At 73.0% G+C, this 18,973-nt stretch carries 17 protein-coding genes; 7 read left to right on the forward strand and 10 right to left on the reverse strand.

Going from position 1 to position 18,973, the window contains the following annotated elements; all coding sequences use genetic code 11:
* Genes hisH through hisD form a run of 5 tightly spaced genes read right to left on the reverse strand, consistent with a single transcriptional unit; the run spans position 1 to position 3,901 of the window.
* Positions 1-639 carry an imidazole glycerol phosphate synthase subunit HisH gene (gene hisH / locus ACSLIC_RS05050; protein WP_436736467.1) on the reverse strand — a complete coding sequence of 213 codons (639 nt, stop codon included), beginning with the start codon at positions 637-639 and terminating at the stop codon, positions 1-3.
* Positions 640-643: 4 nt separating this feature from the next.
* Positions 644-808 carry a hypothetical protein gene (locus ACSLIC_RS05055; protein WP_436736468.1) on the reverse strand — a complete coding sequence of 55 codons (165 nt, stop codon included), beginning with the start codon at positions 806-808 and terminating at the stop codon, positions 644-646.
* A gap of 2 nt (positions 809-810) precedes the next feature.
* Complete coding sequence (hisB, locus tag ACSLIC_RS05060; RefSeq protein ID WP_436736469.1) at positions 811-1,404, reverse strand: imidazoleglycerol-phosphate dehydratase HisB; 594 nt, start codon at positions 1,402-1,404, stop codon at positions 811-813.
* Positions 1,401-2,582, reverse strand: a complete 1,182-nt coding sequence (locus ACSLIC_RS05065) for a histidinol-phosphate transaminase (RefSeq protein ID WP_436736470.1) — start codon at positions 2,580-2,582, stop codon at positions 1,401-1,403. The genes hisB and ACSLIC_RS05065 overlap by 4 nt, the downstream gene beginning before the upstream one ends.
* A complete protein-coding gene (gene hisD / locus ACSLIC_RS05070) occupies positions 2,579-3,901 on the reverse strand; it encodes a histidinol dehydrogenase (RefSeq protein ID WP_436736471.1) in 1,323 nt (440 codons plus the stop codon). The genes ACSLIC_RS05065 and hisD overlap by 4 nt, the downstream gene beginning before the upstream one ends.
* A gap of 227 nt (positions 3,902-4,128) precedes the next feature.
* Here hisD and ACSLIC_RS05075 point away from each other — a divergent pair, with 227 nt between their 5' ends.
* The 4 genes from ACSLIC_RS05075 (at position 4,129) to ybaK (ending at position 8,199) form a co-directional block, all read left to right on the forward strand.
* The gene (locus tag ACSLIC_RS05075) at positions 4,129-5,700 is read left to right on the forward strand and encodes an oxidoreductase (protein ID WP_436736472.1); all 1,572 of its coding nucleotides are present in this window, start codon (positions 4,129-4,131) and stop codon (positions 5,698-5,700) included.
* Positions 5,701-5,853: 153 nt separating this feature from the next.
* On the forward strand, positions 5,854-6,891 hold the full coding sequence (locus ACSLIC_RS05080) for a hypothetical protein (protein ID WP_436736473.1): 1,038 nt from the start codon (positions 5,854-5,856) through the stop codon (positions 6,889-6,891).
* An 11-nt stretch (positions 6,892-6,902) separates the two neighbouring features.
* Positions 6,903-7,658 (forward strand): LON peptidase substrate-binding domain-containing protein, encoded by a 756-nt coding sequence (locus ACSLIC_RS05085; RefSeq protein ID WP_436736474.1) that lies wholly within the window; start codon positions 6,903-6,905, stop codon positions 7,656-7,658.
* A gap of 19 nt (positions 7,659-7,677) precedes the next feature.
* A complete protein-coding gene (gene ybaK, locus ACSLIC_RS05090; RefSeq protein WP_436736475.1) occupies positions 7,678-8,199 on the forward strand; it encodes a Cys-tRNA(Pro) deacylase in 522 nt (173 codons plus the stop codon).
* A gap of 18 nt (positions 8,200-8,217) precedes the next feature.
* Here the strand turns inward: ybaK and ACSLIC_RS05095 are convergent, their stop codons facing one another.
* The 4 genes from ACSLIC_RS05095 to ACSLIC_RS05110 all read right to left on the reverse strand — a co-directional run bounded on the left by ACSLIC_RS05095 (position 8,218) and on the right by ACSLIC_RS05110 (position 12,154).
* On the reverse strand, positions 8,218-8,853 hold the full coding sequence (locus ACSLIC_RS05095) for an AAA family ATPase (RefSeq protein ID WP_436736476.1): 636 nt from the start codon (positions 8,851-8,853) through the stop codon (positions 8,218-8,220).
* Between the two features lie 68 nt (positions 8,854-8,921).
* Positions 8,922-9,722, reverse strand: a complete 801-nt coding sequence (locus ACSLIC_RS05100; RefSeq protein WP_436736477.1) for an ABC transporter permease — start codon at positions 9,720-9,722, stop codon at positions 8,922-8,924.
* A gap of 77 nt (positions 9,723-9,799) precedes the next feature.
* Positions 9,800-10,813, reverse strand: a complete 1,014-nt coding sequence (locus ACSLIC_RS05105; RefSeq protein ID WP_436740272.1) for an ABC transporter ATP-binding protein — start codon at positions 10,811-10,813, stop codon at positions 9,800-9,802.
* 105 nt (positions 10,814-10,918) lie between these two features.
* Positions 10,919-12,154, reverse strand: coding sequence for an NYN domain-containing protein (locus ACSLIC_RS05110; RefSeq protein WP_436736478.1), 1,236 nt, complete (start codon positions 12,152-12,154; stop codon positions 10,919-10,921).
* A 230-nt stretch (positions 12,155-12,384) separates the two neighbouring features.
* On the opposite strand from ACSLIC_RS05110, the gene ACSLIC_RS05115 reads away from it, so the two are divergent.
* A complete protein-coding gene (locus tag ACSLIC_RS05115) occupies positions 12,385-12,552 on the forward strand; it encodes a hypothetical protein (protein WP_436736479.1) in 168 nt (55 codons plus the stop codon).
* 103 nt (positions 12,553-12,655) lie between these two features.
* Here ACSLIC_RS05115 and dnaE read toward each other — a convergent pair whose 3' ends face one another.
* Positions 12,656-16,204, reverse strand: a complete 3,549-nt coding sequence (dnaE, locus tag ACSLIC_RS05120; protein WP_436736480.1) for a DNA polymerase III subunit alpha — start codon at positions 16,202-16,204, stop codon at positions 12,656-12,658.
* 1,130 nt (positions 16,205-17,334) lie between these two features.
* Between dnaE and ACSLIC_RS05125 the strand changes: the two genes are divergently transcribed.
* Together ACSLIC_RS05125 and ACSLIC_RS05130 are read left to right on the forward strand one after the other, a co-directional pair.
* Positions 17,335-18,018, forward strand: coding sequence for a hypothetical protein (locus ACSLIC_RS05125; RefSeq protein ID WP_436736481.1), 684 nt, complete (start codon positions 17,335-17,337; stop codon positions 18,016-18,018).
* Between the two features lie 89 nt (positions 18,019-18,107).
* Complete coding sequence (locus ACSLIC_RS05130) at positions 18,108-18,926, forward strand: thioredoxin domain-containing protein (protein ID WP_436736482.1); 819 nt, start codon at positions 18,108-18,110, stop codon at positions 18,924-18,926.
* The last annotated feature ends 47 nt before the right edge of the window (positions 18,927-18,973 follow it).

Here is an 18,973-nt window from a genome sequence, read left to right on the forward strand (position 1 = left end):
TCAGAGGGTCTCGATCCAGTTGGTGAGGAGCTGGGCTCCGGCGTCGCCGGACTTCTCGGGGTGGAACTGGGTGGCCCACAGGGCGCCGTTCTCCACGGCGGCCACGAACGGCTCACCGTAGGTGGACCAGCTGACCTGGGGTGCGCGGATCGCCGGGTTGGTGACCTCCAGGGTCCAGTCGTGGACCGCGTAGGAGTGGACGAAGTAGAAGCGCTCGTCGGGGTCGACGCCCTGGAAGAGGCGCGAACCGGCCGCCGCCCGCACGGTGTTCCACCCCATGTGGGGGACGACCTCGGCCTTGAGCGGGCCGACCGTGCCGGGCCACTCGTCCAGGCCCTCGGTCTCGACTCCGTGCTCGATGCCGCCTGCGAAGAGGATCTGCATGCCGACGCAGATGCCCATGACGGGGCGGCCGCCGGAGAGGCGGCGGCCGATGATCCAGTCGCCGCGGGCCTCCTTGAGCCCGGCCATGCAGGAGGCGAAGGCGCCGACGCCGGGGACCAGCAGGCCGTCGGCGTTCATGGCGCGGTCGTAGTCGCGGGTGATCTCGACCTCGGCACCGGCCCGGGCGAGGGCCCGCTCGGCGGAGCGGACGTTGCCGAAGCCGTAGTCGAGGACGACGACGCTCTTGGTGGTCATGGCCTCACCCCCAGACGTCCAGGCGGAGCAGGCCCGCCGTGAGGGACATGACGGCGCCGATCCCCAGCACCACGAGGACACCGGTGGGCAGCTTCTGCTTGTAGAAGGAGTAGACGCCGCCGAGGAAGAACAGGCCGAGCACGATCAGCGCGGTGGAGACACCGTTCACGGTTACAGGGCACCCTTCGTGGAGGGGATGGTTCCGGCGGCGCGGGTGTCGCGCTCGCAGGCGTAGCGCAGCGCGCGGGCCAGCGCCTTGAACTGGCACTCCACGATGTGGTGCGCGTTGCGCCCGTAGGGGACGTGGACGTGCAGGGCGATCTGCGCCTGGGCGACGAACGAGTCCAGGATGTGCCGGGTCATCGTGGTGTCGTAGTCGCCGATCATCGGCGCCATGTTCTCCGGCTCGGTGTGCACGAGGTACGGGCGGCCGGAGAGGTCGACGGTGACCTGGGCGAGGGACTCGTCCAGCGGCACGGTGCAGTTGCCGAAGCGGTAGATGCCGGCCTTGTCGCCGAGCGCCTGCTTGAAGGCGGCGCCCAGCGCGAGGGCGGTGTCCTCGATGGTGTGGTGCGTGTCGATGTGCAGGTCGCCGTCGGTCTTGACCCGCAGGTCGAAGAGGCCGTGGCGGCCGAGCTGGTCCAGCATGTGGTCGTAGAAGCCGACGCCGGTGGCGACATCGACCTGCCCGGTGCCGTCGAGGTCGATCTCGACCAGGACCGAGGTCTCCTTGGTGGTGCGCTCGACGCGCCCGACGCGGCTCATGACTTCTGCTCCTTGTTTTTCGGGCGGTCTTCGCCGCCGGGGCGCTCTGGGTCGTTGTCAGGGGCCGACCCGACCACCTCGCGTACCGCTTCGAGGAAAGCGGTGTTCTCTTCGGGGGTGCCTGTGCTGACGCGCAGCCACCCGGGGACGCCGTTGTCGCGGACCAGGACGCCGTGGTCGAGGAGCCGCCGCCAGACGGCGTGCTGGCCGCCGGGGCCGTCGAAGCGGCCGAACTGGACGAAGTTGGCGTCGGAGTCGGTGACGTCGAGCCCCTGCGCGCGCAACCGGCTGACGACGCGGTCGCGTTCGGCCTTGAGGCGGTCGACGTAGCCGAGCAGCGTGTCGGTGTGCTCCAGGGCGGCGAGCGCGGTGGCCTGGGTGACGGCCGAGAGGTGGTACGGCAGGCGGACCAGCTGGAGGGCGTCGACCACGGCCGGGTCGGCGGCGAGGTAGCCGAGGCGCAGCCCGGCGGCGCCGAACGCCTTCGACATGGTGCGGGAGATCACCAGGTGGGGGCGGCCGGCCAGCAGCGGCAGCAGCGAGTCGCCGTGGCTGAACTCGACGTACGCCTCGTCCACCACGACCATGGCCGGCTTGGCGGCCTGCGCCGCGTCGTGGAGGGCGAGGACCGTCTCGCGGTCGACGGCGGTGCCGGTGGGGTTGTTGGGCGAGGTGATGAAGACCACGTCGGGGCGGTGGGCGGCGATGGCCCGCCGGGCCGCCTCGACGTCGACGGTGAAGTCCTCGCGGCGGGGCCCGGAGACCCAGCCGGTGTTGGTGCCGCGCGCGATCAGGCTGTGCATCGAGTACGAGGGCTCGAAGCCCAGCGCGGTGCGGCCGGGCCCGCCGAACGCCTGGAGGAGTTGCTGGAGCACCTCGTTGGAGCCGTTGGCGGCCCAGACCTGCTCGAAGGTGACCGGGTGGCCGCCGGTGCGGGTGAGGTAGCGGGCCAGCTCGGTGCGGAGCGCGACGGCGTCGCGGTCCGGGTAGCGGTTGAGGTCGCGGGCTGCCTCGGCGACCCGCTCGGCGATCCGCCTCACCAGCGGCTCGGGCAGCGGGTACGGGTTCTCGTTGGTGTTGAGCCGGACCGGCACGTCGAGCTGGGGGGCGCCGTACGGCGACTTGCCCCGCAGCTCCTCGCGGACGGGGAGCTGGTCCAGGGAGAGGGTGGAGCTCACTGCTGGGGGACCTTCCAGTCGAACCGGGCCTTCACCGCCGCGCCGTGCGCGGGCAGGTCCTCGGCCTCGGCGAGGGTGACGACGTGGCGGGCGACGTCGGCGAGGGCGTCGCGGCTGTAGTCCACGATGTGGATGCCGCGCAGGAAGGACTGCACGGACAGGCCCGAGGAGTGGCAGGCGCAGCCGCCGGTGGGCAGTACGTGGTTGGAGCCGGCGCAGTAGTCGCCCAGGGAGACCGGGGCCCACGGGCCGACGAAGACCGCGCCGGCGTTGCGGACCCGGTCGGCGACGGCGGCGGCGTCGGCGGTCTGGATCTCCAGGTGCTCGGCCCCGTAGGCGTCGACGACCTTGAGGCCGTCCTCCAGGTCGGCGACGAGGACCAGGGCGGACTGGCGGCCGGCGAGGGCGGGCGCGATGCGGTCCTGGACGTGCCGGGTCGCGGGGACCTGGAGGGCCAGTTCCTTCTCCACGGCGTCCGCGAGGACCTCGGAGTCGGTGACCAGGACGGCGGCGGCCAGCGGGTCGTGCTCGGCCTGGCTGATCAGGTCGGCGGCGACGTGCACCGGGTCGGCGGTGTCGTCGGCGAGGACGGCGATCTCGGTGGGGCCGGCCTCGGTGTCGATGCCGATGAGGCCGGTGAAGTAGCGCTTGGCCGCCGCCACCCAGATGTTGCCGGGCCCGGTGACCATGCGGGCCGGCGGGCAGGAATCGGTGCCGTACGCGAACATCGCGACGGCGGTGGCGCCGCCCGCGGCGTAGACCTCGTCGATGCCGAGGAGGGCGCAGGCGGCGAGGATCGTCGGGTGCGGCAGGCCGCCGAACTCGGCCTGCGGCGGCGAGGCGAGCGCGACGGAGGGGACGCCGGCCTCCTGCGCGGGGACCGCGTTCATGATCACGGAGGAGGGGTAGACCGAGCGGCCTCCCGGGGCGTACAGCCCGACGCGGTCGACGGGGACCCATTTCTCGGTGACGGTGCCGCCGGGGACGACCTGGGTGGTGTGCGCGGTGCGGCGCTGGGCGCGGTGGACGGCGCGGGCGCGGCGGATCGACTCCTCCAGGGCCGCGCGGACCTCGCCGGTGAGCCCCGCGAGCGCCTCGGCGAGGGCTTCGGCGGGGACCCGGACCTGCTCCAGGGCGACCTGGTCGAACCGCTGGGCGTACTCGATCAGCGCCGCGTCGCCGCGATGGTGCACGTCCTCGCAGATCGGCCGCACCTTCTCCAGGGCGGCCGTCACGTCGAAGTCGGCACGGGGCAGCAGAGCGCGCAGGGCCGGGCCCTCGGGGAGGGCGTCGCCGCGCAGGTCGATTCGAGAGATCACGCGGCAATTCTCTCAGACCGCCTCGCGTCACCGGCGCCCCGTATCACCGTCTGATACGGCCGTCGGACACATTCCGTGACGATGAGCGTTCAATTCGTCACTCAGCGGGCATCACCGGGGTGGGAGCCCGCCCCGGTGGGCACACGGGCCCCGTCCCCGCCGGCGCCGCGCGCGGGGCGGGCCCACCCCGTCGAGGAGTCCGCGGCACAGCACGGGGAGGCAGGGGCGTGTCCACCGAACAGGGCGGTGAGCCGCCAGAGGGCCTGACGGCCGCCGAGTACGGCATGTGGCAGTCCTTCCGCAACGGCAGCACCTACGACCTGCGGGCCGGCGAGGCCGCGCTGGACGATCCGCACGGCGGACTGCCGTGGGGCGAGGAGCGCACCGTCCGCGCGCGCGTCGTCAGCCTGCTGCTGCTGCACGGCCCCGACCCGCTGCCCGGCCGGGTCTCCTCGCTCAAGCTGGCCGGGGTGCGGATCACCGACGTGCTGGACCTGGCGGGCGGCACCGTCGAGCCGTACGTGGAGCTGATCGGCTGCCGGTTCGACAAGGAGGTGCTGCTGCCGGAGGCGCGGTTCACCACGCTGCGGCTGGTCGACTGCTCGCTGCCCCGGCTGGAGGCGGCCCGCGTCAGCACCGAGGGCGATCTGCACCTGCCCCGCTGCCAGGTGCACCGCGGGGTGCGGCTGACCGACGCCCACATCGGCACCGACCTGCTGCTCAACCAGGCGGTGTTGCACCGGGACCGGCGGGGCACCTCGCTGCTGGGCGACGGCCTCTCCGTGGGCCAGGACCTCCAGGCGGAGATGATGGAGGCGCACGGCGAGGTGAGCCTGCGCGGCGCGCAGATCGGGGTGTCGCTGAGCCTGCGCGGCAGCCGCCTGTCCAACCCGTACGGCCGCCGCGCGCTCAACGCCCCGCAGTTGACCGTGGGCCGCACCCTCTACCTGACCCCGGCGGGCGTCGGGAACCCGGTGCTGACCAGCGGCACCACCCCGGCGCGCGGCACCCGCGTGCAGCGCTTCGAGTGCCGGGGCGGGGTGCGGCTGGACGACGGCCGGATCGGCGACGCCGTCGACCTGGACCAGGCCCGGTTCGTGATGGAGGAGTACCAGGAGCTGTCGCTGCGCCGGGTGCAGACCCCGGAGCTGCGGTTCCTGTGCGAGCGCCCGGCGCAGGGCCGGGTCGTGCTCTCCGGCGCCCGGGTCGGCAACCTGATGGACCAGACGGCGAGCTGGCCGGGGCCCGGGGGCCTGGCGATGGGCGGCTTCACCTACGACAACCTGGTGCCGCGCGGCCGCTTCACCCTCGCCGAGCGGCTGACCTGGGTGGAGGCGGCCACTGCGGAGTACAACCCGGAGCCGTACGAACTGCTGGCGGCCGTGCTGCGGACCGGCGGGGAGGACGCGGACGCCCGCGAGGTGCTCCTCGCCAAGCAGCGCCGCCGCCGGGAGACGCTGGGCCTCGCCGGGACGCTCTGGGGGTACGTCCAGGACTGGACGGTGGCGTACGGCTACCGGCCCGGGCGGGCGGCGCTGTGGATGGCGGTGCTCTGGGCGGTGAGCGCGCTGGCCTTCTCGCAGATCGACCCGGCGCCGATCAAGGACGACGAGCATCCGCCGTGGAGCTCCTCGCTCTTCACCCTGGACCTGCTCCTGCCGGTCATCGATCTGGGCCAGACCGGCTACTGGCACCTGGACGGCGGGTGGCAGTGGGTGACGGCCCTGCTGATCCTGCTGGGCTGGATTCTCGCCACGACGGTGGCGGCGGGGGCGACGCGGCTGCTGCGCCGGGGGTGACCCCGGGCGCTCCCGGGGCGCTGCGCCCTGGGAGCGCCCCGACTCGCCCCACCCCCCTTCTTTACCTTCTCTTGACCTTTTCCCAGGCAACCCTTTGACCGATACGAAAGCGTCACCCGGAGTCTCTGGTCCAGGCCCGACCTGCGGTTTTCAATGGTCGGCACGATGGCCCTGCTCCAAGCCCTGATCCGGACGGCCCGGATGGTGACCCACACGCCCCGCCTCGCCACCGGGCTGCCTCCCGACGAGGAGGTCTACCTCGACCTGCCCGACGACCGGCTCGCCCCGGCCCTCGCCGCGGCCGGGCTCGGCGACCACCGCCCGGCCGCCGCCGTCCTCGCCGCCAGCCGCGAGGCCGCCGCCTGGGAGACCCGCGACCGGCAGGTCCAGCGCCTCGCCGCCTTCGCCCGCAACCGGCCCGAGTGGTTCGACGCCTGGAGCTACGCGGCACCGCACGACCCCGACGTGGCGCTGCTGCGCGCCGAACTCGCCGTCCGGCGCGGCTGGGAGTCGCCGGCCCGGGCCGAACTCCTCCACGACGTCACCCCCCTGATCGCGGCCGCCGCCCGCGCCGAGCCCGCCGACCCGGTCCCCTGGCGGATCGCGCTCGACCACGCCCGGGGCACCGGCGCCCCGCACACCGAGTTCGAGGCGCGCTGGGAGCAGGCGGTGCGCCGCTCCTCGTACCACTACGGCTGCCACGTGGCGGCGCTCCAGTACCTGTCGGCCGCCTGGTTCGGCTCGCACCGCGAGTCGTTCGCCTTCGCCGAGCGGGCCGCCGAGGACGCGCTGCCCGGCTCCCTGGTGCGGGCCCTGCCGGTACGGGCCGCCTTCGGGGCACTGCACCGGGGCCCCGACGCGCCCGGGCGGGGCGGCCCGGTTCTGCGCGAGCGACTGGACGCGGCGGCCGACACCGCCGTCGCCCTCTCCGCCGAGTACCCGGCGGGCGACCCGTGGCCCGCGGAGGTCCGCAACGTCCTGTTCTACGTGCTGATCCGCCTCGAACGGTGGGGCGACGCACTGGAGCAGGCCCGTCTCATCGGCACCCGCGCCACCTCCTTCCCGTGGGACCGGATCAGCGGCGATCCGCTCGGCCAGTTCCTCCAGGCGCGCGACGGGGTGCGCATCGAAGTGGCCGCGACCTTGCCGCTGCGGGGGACGCGGCGGCGCGAGAAGGCCGGGGACCATTAGGCTTGCGGGTCGTGACCACCGTCCGGCTGCCGCTCTTCCCGTTGAACACGGTCCTCTTCCCGGGGCTCGTGCTGCCCCTCAATGTCTTCGAGGCGCGTTACCGCGCCATGATGCGCGACCTCCTGGACTCCCTCCCGGAGGACCCCGAGGCCGACGAGCCCTGCCAGTTCGTCGTCGTGGCCATCCGCGACGGCCACGAGGTGGCGCCCAGCGAGCCGGGCATGCCCGACGACGCTGCGCGCCCCGAGGCCGGGCCCATGACAGGGTTCGGGGACGACCCGGCCCGCTCCCTGCACGCCGTCGGCTGCGTCGCCGACGCCGCCACCATCCGCGAACGCGAGGACGGCGGCTACGAGGTCCTCGCCACCGGCACCACCCGGGTCCGCCTCCACTCCATCGACGCCTCGGGGCCGTACCTGACCGCCGAGGCCGAGCCGCTGCCCGAGGACCCGGGCGACGAGGCGGGCGCGCTCGCCGAGGGCGTCCTGCGCGCCTTCCGCGCGTACCAGAAGCGTCTGGCCGGGGCCCGCGAGCTGACCCTTACCTCCAACGCCGACCTGCCCGACGAGCCCTCCGTCGTCTCCTACCTGGTCGCCGCCGCCACCGTCCTGGACGTCCCCACCCGTCAGCGTCTGCTCCAGGCGCCCGACACGGCGTCCCGGCTCCGCGACGAACTGGCGCTGCTGCGCCGCGAGACCGCGGTGCTCCGGCACCTGCCCTCGCTCCCGGCCACCGAGCTGACCCGCTCCCCCACCAGCCTCAACTGACCGCCCGGAGCAGGCACCCATGGCCAAGAAGCAGAAGAAGCACTCCGGCGGCACGCCCGCGACCGTGGCGCTGGCCACCGCCGGTGCCGCGTACACCACGCACGCCTACGCACACGATCCCGCGCACCCCTCGTACGGCGAGGAGGCGGCCGAGGCCATGGGCGTCTCCCCCGACCGCGTCTTCAAGACCCTGGTCGCCGAGGTCGACGGCAGGCTCACCGTCGCCGTGGTCCCGGTCTCCGGCAGCCTCGACCTGAAGGCCCTGGCCACCGCCGTCGGCGGCAAGAAGGCGGCCATGGCCGACCCGGCCGCCGCCGAACGCACCACGGGGTACGTGCGCGGCGGCATCTCCCCGCTGGGCCAGCGCAAGCGTCTGCCCACCGTCCTGGACGCCTCGGCCGCCGACCACCCGACGATCTGCGTGTCGGCGGGCAGGCGGGGCCTGGAGGTGGAGCTGGCGCCCCAGGTGCTGGCCGAGCTGACCGGAGCCGTCACGGCACCGATCGCCCGGCTCACCCCCCACTCCCCCGAGGGCGGCTGAGCCCCGGCCCCCTTCCCCTCAGCCGGCCTGCTCGTCCCCGTGCAGGGGGGCGTGCGGCTCCTCCCGGGGCCCGAACAGCGCGGTCAGTCCCAGGTGGACCAGGAGCGCCGCGAGGGGCCAGGCCCCCAGCACCCCCAGGGCGCCCAGTTCCAGCGGGGCGTCGAAGGTGACGCCCTGACCCGCCGTGCGGGCGTGGCCCACCACGTCTCCGTCGGGGCCGAGGGCCATGCCGAACTGCCAGGCGACGGCGGCGCCGCCCAGCGAGCCGAGGGCCAGGCCGCAGACCATGGCGATGCCGCCGGCCCGGTGGACGAGGAAGGCGGCGACGCCGGTGAGCGCGCCGAAGGCCAGGCCGAGGAGGGCGAAGGTGCCGTCGGCGCCGATGGCCTGTTCGCCCTCGGTGTCCTTGAGGTAGACGGCCTGGCCGTCGGAGACCAGCGGAACGTGCGGCGCCAGCCAGGACCAGAGGAAGCCGAGCAGCAGTCCGAGGACGGCCACGGCGAGAGCGGTCAGCGCCGCTCTGCGGACCTCCTGGCCGAGTGGTTCGTCCTGGACCGTACCGGGGTGGTCCGGGTGAGCCCCCTCGGGCAGTTGCCACGGGTCGTACCCGGGGCGTCCGTGCGGCGGCGGGGGCGGGTTCAGCGGTGCGGTCACCCGGACATCGTGCCAGGCCCGGCCCGGGGCGCGCGGGCCGGGAGGTCCGATCGGGGCCCGGCGGGCGGTCAGCGGACGGCGGCCCGGCGGTACGCCCAGGTGGCGAGGGTCAGCGAGACCACTCCGACGCCCGCGCAGACCCCGAGGTCGACGAGGATCGCCGTCCAGTCGGGGTGCGGCACGAAGGTCCTGGCGAAGGCCTCCACGCCGTAGGTGGAGGGCAGCAGGTCGCGGGCGAGGAGCAGCGGGGCGGGCAGCCGCTCGGGCGGCAGCACGCCGAGCAGCAGCGCCGCGGACATGCCGAGCTGGCCCAGGAGGGTGGCCAGTTCCGGGCGGGGCGCGAGCAGGCCGAGGGCGGCGCCGAGGCCGGAGAGGGCGGCGCCCGCGAGCGGGACGACCGCGATCAGCACCCACAGCTGGGCCAGCGGCAGCTGGAACAGGGCACAGCCGGCCAGCGCGGTGACCAGGGTCCCGGGGGCCGTGAAGGAGGCGTACGCCCCGGCGGTGCCCAGGACGACGGCGGCGGGCGGCACGGGCAGCGTCGCGTAGTGGTCGAGGCCGCCGCCGGCGCGGAGCTGCCCGAAGTACTGGGCGAGGAGGTTGAGGGCGACGAAGGCGACGACGAGGACGCTGGAGCCGGCCACGACTGCGTGGGCCCCGGTGCCGCCGTCGACGACGCCGCGCATCAGGATCATGATGCCGATGGACTGGAAGGTCGCGACGAAGAGCAGCGGGATGCGGGCGACCCGCGCCCGGGAGAGCTGGGCCCGGTAGACGGCGGCGAGGGAGGGCAGCAGCCGGGCCCGGGGGGCGAGCGGGGCGGGGGCGGCGAGGGCCCGGGGGGCGGCGGTGCGGGCGGTGGTGCTCATGCCGGGTCCCGTTCCGTGGGCGGCGCGGCCGGGCGCGGGGGCCCGGCGGTCGGTCGTGGGGGTCGCGGGGCCGCCTGTCATGTCTTCACCAGTCCCGTTCCGCTGCCGCCGAGTGCCAGGTAGACGTCTTCGAGACTCGGCGTGGCCAGGGTGAAGTCGTCCAGGGCCGCGAAGGCCGAGCCGCCGGTGACGGCGGCGACGGCGGCGCGCGCCTCGTCGGGCGCGAGCCGCAGCACCCAGCGGCGGCCGGACTCGGCGGCGAAGTCCCGCAGGGCGGCGACCTCGGGCACCTCCAGCGGCGGCCGCTCGCGCCACAGCAGGTCGAGCCGGACCTCGTGGGCGACGTGCGCCTTGAGGCCGGAAGGGGTGTCGCAGGCGATGACGCGGCCCTGTTCGAGGACGGCGACCCGGTCGAGGACGGTCTCGGCCTCGATGACGTTGTGGGTGACGAGCAGCACCGTGGTGCCCTCCTCGGCCCGGCGGCGGTCGACCGCGGCCCAGACGGCGCGGCGGGCGACCGGGTCCATGCCGGTGGTGGGCTCGTCCAGGACCAGCAGGCGCCTGCTGCCGACCAGGGCGGTGGCGAAGCAGGCGAGGCGGCGCTGTCCGCCGGAGAGCTTCTTCAGCGGCCGGGAGGCGAGCGGGCCGAGGCCGAGTTCGTCGAGGACGGCGTCACGCTGGGCGCGGGCGGCCGGGGCGTCCAGGCCGCGCAGCCGGGCGGTGGTCTCGGCGGCGAGGGCGACGGTCAGCTCGTCCAGGGCGGTGGACTCCTGGCCGAGGTAGGCGAGGAGCCGGGAGGCGCGCTCCGGGTGGCGGACGATGTCGTGGCCGAGGAGGCGGACGCTGCCGGAGTCGGGGCGCATGAGCCCGGTGAGCTGCCGGACGAGGGTGGACTTGCCGGCCCCGTTGGGCCCGAGCAGACCGAAGATCTCGCCGCCGCGCACGTCGAGGTCGACGTGGTCGGTGGCCCGGACCTCGGGGGTCGCGGGGGCACCGCGTCTGCCCCGGGTCGCCGGGTACGTCTTCACCAGGTCACGCACGACGCAGACGGCTTCCCCCTCGGGGGCGGGTGCGGAGTCCGTGCGGTCCATGCTCACGAGGGACGAGCCTACGGGGTCGCGCCGCCTGCTTCGCGCCCGGGTCCCGGCGGACGTGTCGGGCGTCGGCGGGCCCACGGCGTCACCGGGGCGGCGGCGTCAGGTCAGCGGGCGGGCGGGCTGGAGCGGCTGCGGGGCGGTCGGCTCCCCGGTGGCGGGCAGGTCGATCTCACGCCAGAAGCCGGCCCGGATCGCGTACCGGTCGTGTTCGTCGATCTGGTCGTCCTTGTGGGCGAGGAGGCCGAACCGGGCCGCGTAGCGCAGCAGCTCACCGTCGATGCGGTGCGGGATGCGCGGGTAGAGGGCGGCCAGGCGCGGCAGCAGGGTGCGCTCGCCCAGGCGGGAGAGCCAGCGGCGGGCGAAGACCTGGCCGACCTCGTAGGGGTCGCCGCCGACGGTGGTGATGTCCTCCTCGCGGTCGGCCCAGCGCTGCTCGGCGGTGGTGAGCTGGGCGAGGGTGGGCAGGGCGGTGTCGTCCGGGGAGTCGGCGGGGCCCGGGCGTTCGACGAGGCCCTTGTCGGAGGACCAGCGCAGGGTGGCGGTGACGGGCTGCTCCTTGGCCGGGGCGGGCCGGTCGGCGGCGCGCAGGGCGGCCAGGTCCTTGGGAGTGGGGACGGTGCGGGGGGCGGTGCCCGGTCCGGCGCCGACCCCCTCGGCGGGAGCGGGGGTGGGCTCGGGGTCGCGGGCAGGGCGGGCGGCGGTGTCGGGCAGCGGGGCGGAGAGGATGGCGGCGATCTCGGGGCCGGGGGCGGGCTGCGGGGCGCAGGCGCCGGCGGTGTCGCGGGCGCGGATGGCGCGGGTGATCCAGTCACGGTCGAGCAGGCGGCGTTCGTCAGCCTCGGCGACGAGGTCCTCGGACTGGTTGTAGTCGCCGCCGGCCGCCTGCACGGCCCAGAGGTGGACGGCGACGCCGTGCTCCTTGGCGGCGGTCATGCCGGGCAGCAGGTCGCCGTCGCCGGTGACCAGGACGATGTCGGAGCACGCCTTGTTGCGGGCGAGTTCGGTGAGTTCGGCGTGCATCGCGGCGTCGACGCCCTTCTGCGCCCACCGCCCGTCGCTGCGGGTCAGGGCGCCGAGGCGGACGGTGACACGGGGCATGACGCGCAGCCGGCGGTGCTCGGGCTGGGGGACGCGGTCGGGGGCGCCGTCGAACCAGTAGATGCGCAGCAGCGGCTGGGCGGTCTCCACCTCGGCGCGTTCGCGCAACTGCCGGACCAGGGTGGCGTGGTCCACGGAGATACGGGACCGGGAGGGGTCTCCGGCGAGCAGGCTGGCGGCGGCGCCCAGCAAGTATCCGGCGTCCACCAGGACGACGCAGCGGTCCACGCGTACCACCTCATTCCCTCGGTCCCGGGGCGGGCGGGGGCCCGGTGCCGGGTTTCCTTCGAGTCTGCCCGACCTGGTGGGTGTTAACGGCCCGAACTCGATCTTCGGCGTGGCGTATCGGGCCGGCGGCGCACCACCCGCCCGCTCACGGACGGTAATTCCCCGTAATGCGCGGAGTGTCCGGCCGTGTGAATCTGGAGTCGGCCCCGGACCCACACCTTTTCGGGAGGCAGATTTCCATGGCCAAGAACAAGAACCGCAAGCAGAGCGGCAGTAAGGCGGCCGAGAGCGCGTCGCAGCAGGCGAAGGAGAAGTCGACCGAGGCGATCTCCTCGATCCAGTCCTCGGCGCAGGGCAGCCCCGCCGACGTGGCGCGCAAGCACCAGCGCAAGTTCGGCCACAACTGATCCGGGGGCCGCGGCCCCTTGAGGGCTGAGCTGACGAGAAGGGGCGCACCCGCCGTGGCGGGTGCGCCCCTTCTCGCGTGCGGCGGCTTCACCGCCCCCCGGCTCAGCCCGCCAGGCAGGAGGCGCCGAGGAGCACCTTCAGGTCGCCGAAGAGCGAGGGGTCGGGCTGGACCCGGTGCCGGTCGAGCCTGAGGACGGTGGTCTTGCGGGGACCCTGGAGCTTGATCCGCACCTCGGAGTTGCCGCGGTGGGAGTCGAGCACCTCGCCGAGCCGGCTGACCATCGGCGGGGTCACCTTGACGGCGGGGATGGTGATGATCACCGGGGCGTTGGTGCCCGCGTTGGAGAGGTCGGGGACCTGGAGCTCCATCGCCACCAGCCGCGGGATGTCCTCCCGCTTGTCCAGCCGCCCCTTGACGAAGACGACGGCGTCCTCGACGAGCTGCGTGGAGACCAGTTGGTAGGTGGCGGGGAAGAACATGCACTCGATGGAACCGGCCAGGTCCTCGACGGTGGCGATGGCCCAGGCGTTGCCCTGCTTGGTCATCTTGCGCTGGAGGCCGGAGATGATGCCGCCGACCGTGACGACCGCGCCGTCCCCGAAGTCGCCGCCGGTGAGCTGCCCGATCCCCGCGTCGGCCTTGTCGGACAGGACGTGTTCCAGGCCGAAGAGCGGGTGGTCGGAGACGTAGAGGCCGAGCATCTCGCGCTCCTGGGCGAGGAGGTAGGTCTTGTCCCACTCCTCGTCGGTGAACTCGACGTCGAGTCCGAAGCCCGGCTCGTCGGTGCTCTCCTCGCCCATGCCGCCGAAGAGGTCGAACTGCCCCTCGGCCTCCTTGCGCTTGACCGCCACCACGTTGTCGATCATGGGCTCGTAGTGCGCGGTGAGGCCCTTGCGGGTGTGGCCGAGCGCGTCGAAGGCGCCGGCCTTGATCAGCGACTCGGTGGTCCGCTTGTTGCACGCCTGCGCCTCGATCTTGTCGAGGTAGTCGGGGAAGGAGGAGAACTTCCCCTTCGCCTTGCGGGCCCGGATGACCGACTCGACCACGTTCGTGCCGACGTTGCGGACCGCTTCGAGGCCGAAGAGGATCACGTCGTCGCTCTGGGCGGCGAAGTTGTGCACCGACTCGTTGACGTCCGGCGGCAGCACCTTGATCTTCATGCGCCGGCACTCGTTGAGGTAGACGGCCGACTTGTCCTTGTCGTCCTTGACCGAGGTGAGCAGCGCCGCCATGTACTCGGCCGGGTAGTTGGCCTTGAGGTAGGCGGTCCAGTAGGTGACCAGGCCGTACGCGGAGGAGTGGGCCTTGTTGAAGGCGTAGCCGGCGAAGGGCACCAGGACGTCCCAGAGCGCCTGGATCGCCGCGTCGGAGAAGCCGTTCTTCCGGGCGCCGGCCTGGAAGAGGACGAAGTTCTTCTCCAGTTCCTCGGGCTTCTTCTTGCCCATCACACGGCGCAGGATGTCGGCCTCGCCGAGCGTGTACCCGGCGATGATCTGCGCGGCCTTCTGCACCTGCTCCTGGTACACGATGAGGCCGTAGGTGAGGCCGAGGATCTCCTTGAGGGGCTCCTCCAGCTCCGGGTGGATCGGGGTGATCTCCTGCTGGCCGTTCTTGCGCAGGGCGTAGTTGGTGTGCGAGTTCATGCCCATCGGGCCCGGGCGGTACAGGGCCGAGACGGCGGAGATGTCCTCGAAGTTGTCGGGCTTCATCAGCCGCAGCAGGGAGCGCATGGGCCCGCCGTCGAACTGGAAGACACCCAGGGTGTCACCGCGGCAGAGGAGTTCGAAGGTCTTCGGGTCGTCCAGCGGCAGGGCGAGCAGGTCGAGGTCGATGCCCTTGTTGGCCTCCACCATCTTCCGCGCGTCGTCCATGATGGTGAGGTTGCGCAGGCCGAGGAAGTCCATCTTCAGCAGGCCGAGCGACTCGCACTGCGGGTAGTCCCACTGCGTGATGGTGACGCCGTCGGTGTGCCGCGTCCACAGCGGGGCGTGGTCGACGATCGGCTCGCTGGACATGATCACGCCGGCGGCGTGCACGCCCATCTGCCGGACCAGGCCCTCGACGCCCTTGGCGGTGTCGATGACCTTCTTCACGTCCGGTTCGTTCTCGTACATCCCCCGGATCTCGCCCGCCTCGCCGTAGCGCGGGTGCTTCGGGTTGGTGATGCCGTCCAGGTCGATGCCCTTGCCGAGGACGTCGGCGGGCATCGCCTTGGTGAGCCGGTCGCCCATGGCGTACGGGTATCCGAGGACGCGGGCCGAGTCCTTGATGGCGTTCTTCGCCTTGATCTTGCCGTAGGTGCCGATCATGGCGACCTTGTCGGAGCCGTACTTCTCCGTGACGTACCGGATGACCTCGACGCGCCTGCGCTCGTCGAAGTCGATGTCGACGTCGGGCATGGAGACGCGCTCCGGGTTGAGGAAGCGCTCGAAGATCAGGCCGTGCTCGATCGGGTCGAGGTCGGTGATGCCCATGGCGTAGGCGACGATCGAGCCGGCGGCGGAGCCTCGGCCGGGGCCGACCGCGATGCCGTTGTTCTTCGCCCACATGATGAAGTCGGCGACGACGAGGAAGTACCCCGGGAACCCCATCTGGATGATGACGTCCATCTCGTACTCGGCCTGCTTCTGGCGGTCCTCGGGGACGCCGCCCGGGAAGCGGCGCGCCATGCCGCGGCGGACCTCCTCCTGGAACCAGGTGACCTCGGTGAAGCCGTCCGGGATGTCGAACTTCGGCATCAGGTCGCGCTTCTCGAACATGCCGGCGGTCTCGATCTGCTCGGCGACCAGCAGGGTGTTGCGGCACCCCTCCTGCCAGGCGTCGGAGGAGTCGATGGCGTACATCTCCTCCGTCGACTTCAGGTAGTAGCCGGTGCCGTCGAAGCGGAAGCGGTCCGGGTCGGAGAGGTTCTTGCCGGTCTGGATGCAGAGCAGGGCGTCGTGGGCGACCGACTCGTGGGCGTACGTGTAGTGCGAGTCGTTGGTGACCAGCGGGGGGATGCCGAGCTTCTTGCCGATGTCCAGCAGGCCCTGGCGGACCCGGCGCTCGATCTCGATGCCGTGGTCCATCAGCTCCAGGAAGTACCGGCCCTTGCCGAAGATCTCCTGGTACTCGGCGGCGGCCCGCAGCGCTTCCTCCTCCTGGCCGAGCCGGAGCCGGGTCTGCACCTCGCCGGAGGGGCAGCCGGTGGAGGCGATCAGCCCCTCCGACCACTGCGAGATGGACTCCTTGTCCATCCGGGGCCACTTCTGGAGCCAGCCCTCGGAGTACGCGTCGGAGGAGAGCCGGAAGAGGTTGTGCAGGCCGGTGGAGTTGGCCGCCCAGATCGTCTTGTGGGTGTAACCGCCGGAGCCCGAGACGTCGTCGCGCTTCTGGTGCGGCTGGCCCCACTGGATCTTCCGTTTGGTCCGCCGGGACTCGGGCGCCACGTACGCCTCGATGCCGATGATCGGGGTGACCCCCGCCTTCTGGGCGCTGTGGAAGAAGTCGTACGCGCCGTGGAGGTTGCCGTGGTCCGACATGGCGATGTGGGTCATGCCCATCTCGTTGCACGCGTCGAACATGTCCTTGAGCCGCGCGGCGCCGTCCAGCAGTGAGTACTGGGTGTGGACGTGCAGGTGCGTGAAGGGCGGCTTGGACGTGGCAGACACGTGGCCTCCGGGGCGTCGGCTCGGGTGGGGGTTCGGCTCCGGAGTCTACGTGGGCCCACCGACATCCCGTGGTCCCGAGCGCCCCGGGCCGCCCCTCCCCCACGTGCCCCACGCGGGCGTTCCCCGGGTGGTCTCGGCGTCCGCCGGGCTGTCCTCGGCTGGGCTCCGCCGCGGCTGTCCGCCCTCCTGCCCGTGCCGGTCCCTGATGGCCTCAGGCGCCGCCCGGGCCGGGGCTGGGCTCCGCCCCGATCTGCCGCCTTCTGCCCGTTCCGGTCACCGATTGGCCTCAAACGCCGGCCGGGCTGTGGGGTTCGCGGTTTCTCCGGTGCGTGGGTGGGGCGTGGCCGCGCCGGGGTACCTCCTCACAAACTGCCAGGTGCGGGGACAGTTGGAGCATGGCGGGTTGGCGGCAGTTTGCTGCGGGGGCACCCCGACACGACCCCACCCCACGGTCTCGTACGCGGCCAACCGCCGGTGGGCGGAGGAGGCCGTCCCCGATTGTTCTGTTCGCCACAGTCACCACCGTCCTCCCCTCAGCAGGCCACAAAGACTGCTCGGGGACGGTCTGTCTTTTCTCCTCCCACCGGCGGGACGACGCCGACGAGAGGGAAGGGCGGGGCCGTGCCGGGGTGCCCCCGCAGCAAACTGCCCTGAGCCCGCCTTGAAGCGACTGTCCCCGCACCTGGCAGTTTGTGAGGAGGTACCCCGGCACGGCCACGCCCGACACAACGGCGAACGAACCGCGAACCCCCACAGCCCGGCCGGCGTTTGAGGCCAATCGTTGACCGGCACGGGCAAGAAGGCGGCAGAACGGGGCGGAGCCCAGCCCCACCCCAGCCCGGCCGGCGTTTGAGGCCATCCCGGGCCGGCACGGCCAGCAGGCGGCACAGTCGGGGCGGACCCCGGCCAAAGACAGCCCGGCCACCCCGGAGCCCACCGGGAAGCGGCACGGTCGACAGGACGGCGACCGAAGAGAGCCAGCCCAGCCCAGCCCAGGGCAGGGCAAGCCCACGGACAAGGAACGCTTTAGGCGACCCTTATCGGCACCCGTGGCAGACTCGACGACAGAATGGTCTGATAACCCGCGCGCCCCGGCGCGCCCCCCTCGCTTGGACGGAACGAACCCCCCGGTGGACACCCCGATAGCCGAAACAGCGCCCCGCGTCCTACGCGCGGCGCTGTTCACCGTGCTCGCGGTCACCCTGTCCACCACCTCCCACGTCCTCCTCTCGGGAGCCCCGCTCCCGCTGGGCACCGTGGCCCTGGTGGCCGCGACCGTCTTCGCCCTGGCCTGGTCCCTCGCGGCCCGCGAACGCGGATTCGGCCGGATAGCGGCCCTGCTGGTCCCCCTGGAACTGGCCGCCGACACGGTCTTCACCACGGGCCAGCACGTCTGCTACGGGGCGACGGGCGGCCCGGTCGCAGGCCCTCTGCGCACCGTCGGCGTCGACCTGCTCTGCGGCGGCGGCGCGCTCGGCGCCCCCTTGGCCAGGCTGCTGGGAGCGCCCGCCGAGGCGCCCCCCGCTCACCCGCGGCCCGAACTGGCCTGGCTGCTCCTCGGCGCGCACGTCGGCGTGGGCCTGCTGGCCTCCGCCTGGCTGCGGTACGGCGAGCGGGCCCTCGCCCAGCTGCTGCGGGCCGCGGCCACGCAGGCGTTCCGCCCGCTGCGGCTGGCCGTGGCCCGGGTTCCGGCGCCCCTGGCACCCCGCGCCCCCCGTATGCGGCCCGAGGCGGGCCCCGCCGGTCGCCCGGCCCTGCTGATCGCGCACTCCGTGGGCCGCCGAGGCCCGCCCGTGGGGCTCCTCCCCGTCTGACGCCGGGCCCTCGGGCCCATGGCGCAGCGGGGCTCCTTCCGGTCATGATCCGGTCACCCCAAGCCACGTCCCACACGGAGAGCACACCCATGAGCAAGCGGAACAGCCAGACGGCGAAGAGCGCGGCGCGCGAGCGGCTGCGGATCGAACGCGAGAAGCAGGCGAAGAAGGACAAGGTGCGGCGCCAGCTGATCGTCGCCGGTTCGGTCGTCGGTGTCCTGGCGATAGCCGGCGGCGTCGGCTTCGCCGTGGTCAAGGCCAACGAGCCCGGCTACTGGGAGAAGGCCGCCGACCAGAAGCTGGTCAAGCCGGCCAACACCTCGGGCGCCCAGGGCACCACCGTCGTCATCGGCAAGGACGACGCCCCCAAGACGCTGAAGATCTACGAGGACCCGCGCTGCCCGGTGTGCGCCTCCTTCGAGCAGACCCTCGGCGAGACGATCGACCAGGACGTCAAGGACGGCAAGTACAAGCTCCAGTTCGTCGGCGCCTCCTTCCTGGACCGGGCCCTGGGCGGCGAGGGCTCCAAGAACACGCTGAGCGCGCTGGGCGCCGCGCTGAACGTCAGCGACGAGGCGTTCATGGCGTACAAGTCCGCGCTCTTCTCGGCCGAGAACCACCCCGAGGAGTCGAAGGACGAGTTCGCCAAGGACAGCCGGCTTCTGGAGATCGCCAACGAGGTGCCGGAACTGAAGGGCGACAGCGCCTTCAAGAAGGACGTGGAGAACGGCACCTACGACAAGTGGGCGCTGGAGATGTCGAAGGCGTTCGACGACAACAAGGACGGCGTCGAGGGCACCCCGTCGCTGGTCATGGACGGCAAGAAGATCACCGCCGAGGGCAGTGACAACGCGCCGCAGACCCCGGAGCAGTTCAACGCCGCCGTCGACCAGGCGCTCAAGGGCTGACCCGGCCGCTCCCGCGGCGCCACGCGTGCCGCGGGAGCGACATCCGG

The organism is Streptomyces sp. BBFR102 (genome assembly GCF_051397025.1).
In the GTDB taxonomy this organism is placed as follows: Bacteria; Actinomycetota; Actinomycetes; order Streptomycetales; family Streptomycetaceae; genus Streptomyces.

Excerpts from the sequence above, each read along its gene's own strand:
- ACSLIC_RS05115 (WP_436736479.1), top strand. The coding sequence starts at position 12,385 with ATGGCCAAGAACAAGAACCGCAAGCAGAGCGGCAGTAAGGCGGCCGAG.
- ACSLIC_RS05105 (WP_436740272.1), bottom strand. The coding sequence starts at position 10,813 with ATGGACCGCACGGACTCCGCACCCGCCCCCGAGGGGGAAGCCGTCTGC.
- ACSLIC_RS05130 (WP_436736482.1), top strand. The coding sequence starts at position 18,108 with ATGAGCAAGCGGAACAGCCAGACGGCGAAGAGCGCGGCGCGCGAGCGG.
- ACSLIC_RS05100 (WP_436736477.1), bottom strand. The coding sequence starts at position 9,722 with ATGAGCACCACCGCCCGCACCGCCGCCCCCCGGGCCCTCGCCGCCCCC.
- ACSLIC_RS05080 (WP_436736473.1), top strand. The coding sequence starts at position 5,854 with ATGGTCGGCACGATGGCCCTGCTCCAAGCCCTGATCCGGACGGCCCGG.
- ybaK (WP_436736475.1), top strand. The coding sequence starts at position 7,678 with ATGGCCAAGAAGCAGAAGAAGCACTCCGGCGGCACGCCCGCGACCGTG.
- hisH (WP_436736467.1), bottom strand. The coding sequence starts at position 639 with ATGACCACCAAGAGCGTCGTCGTCCTCGACTACGGCTTCGGCAACGTC.
- hisB (WP_436736469.1), bottom strand. The coding sequence starts at position 1,404 with ATGAGCCGCGTCGGGCGCGTCGAGCGCACCACCAAGGAGACCTCGGTC.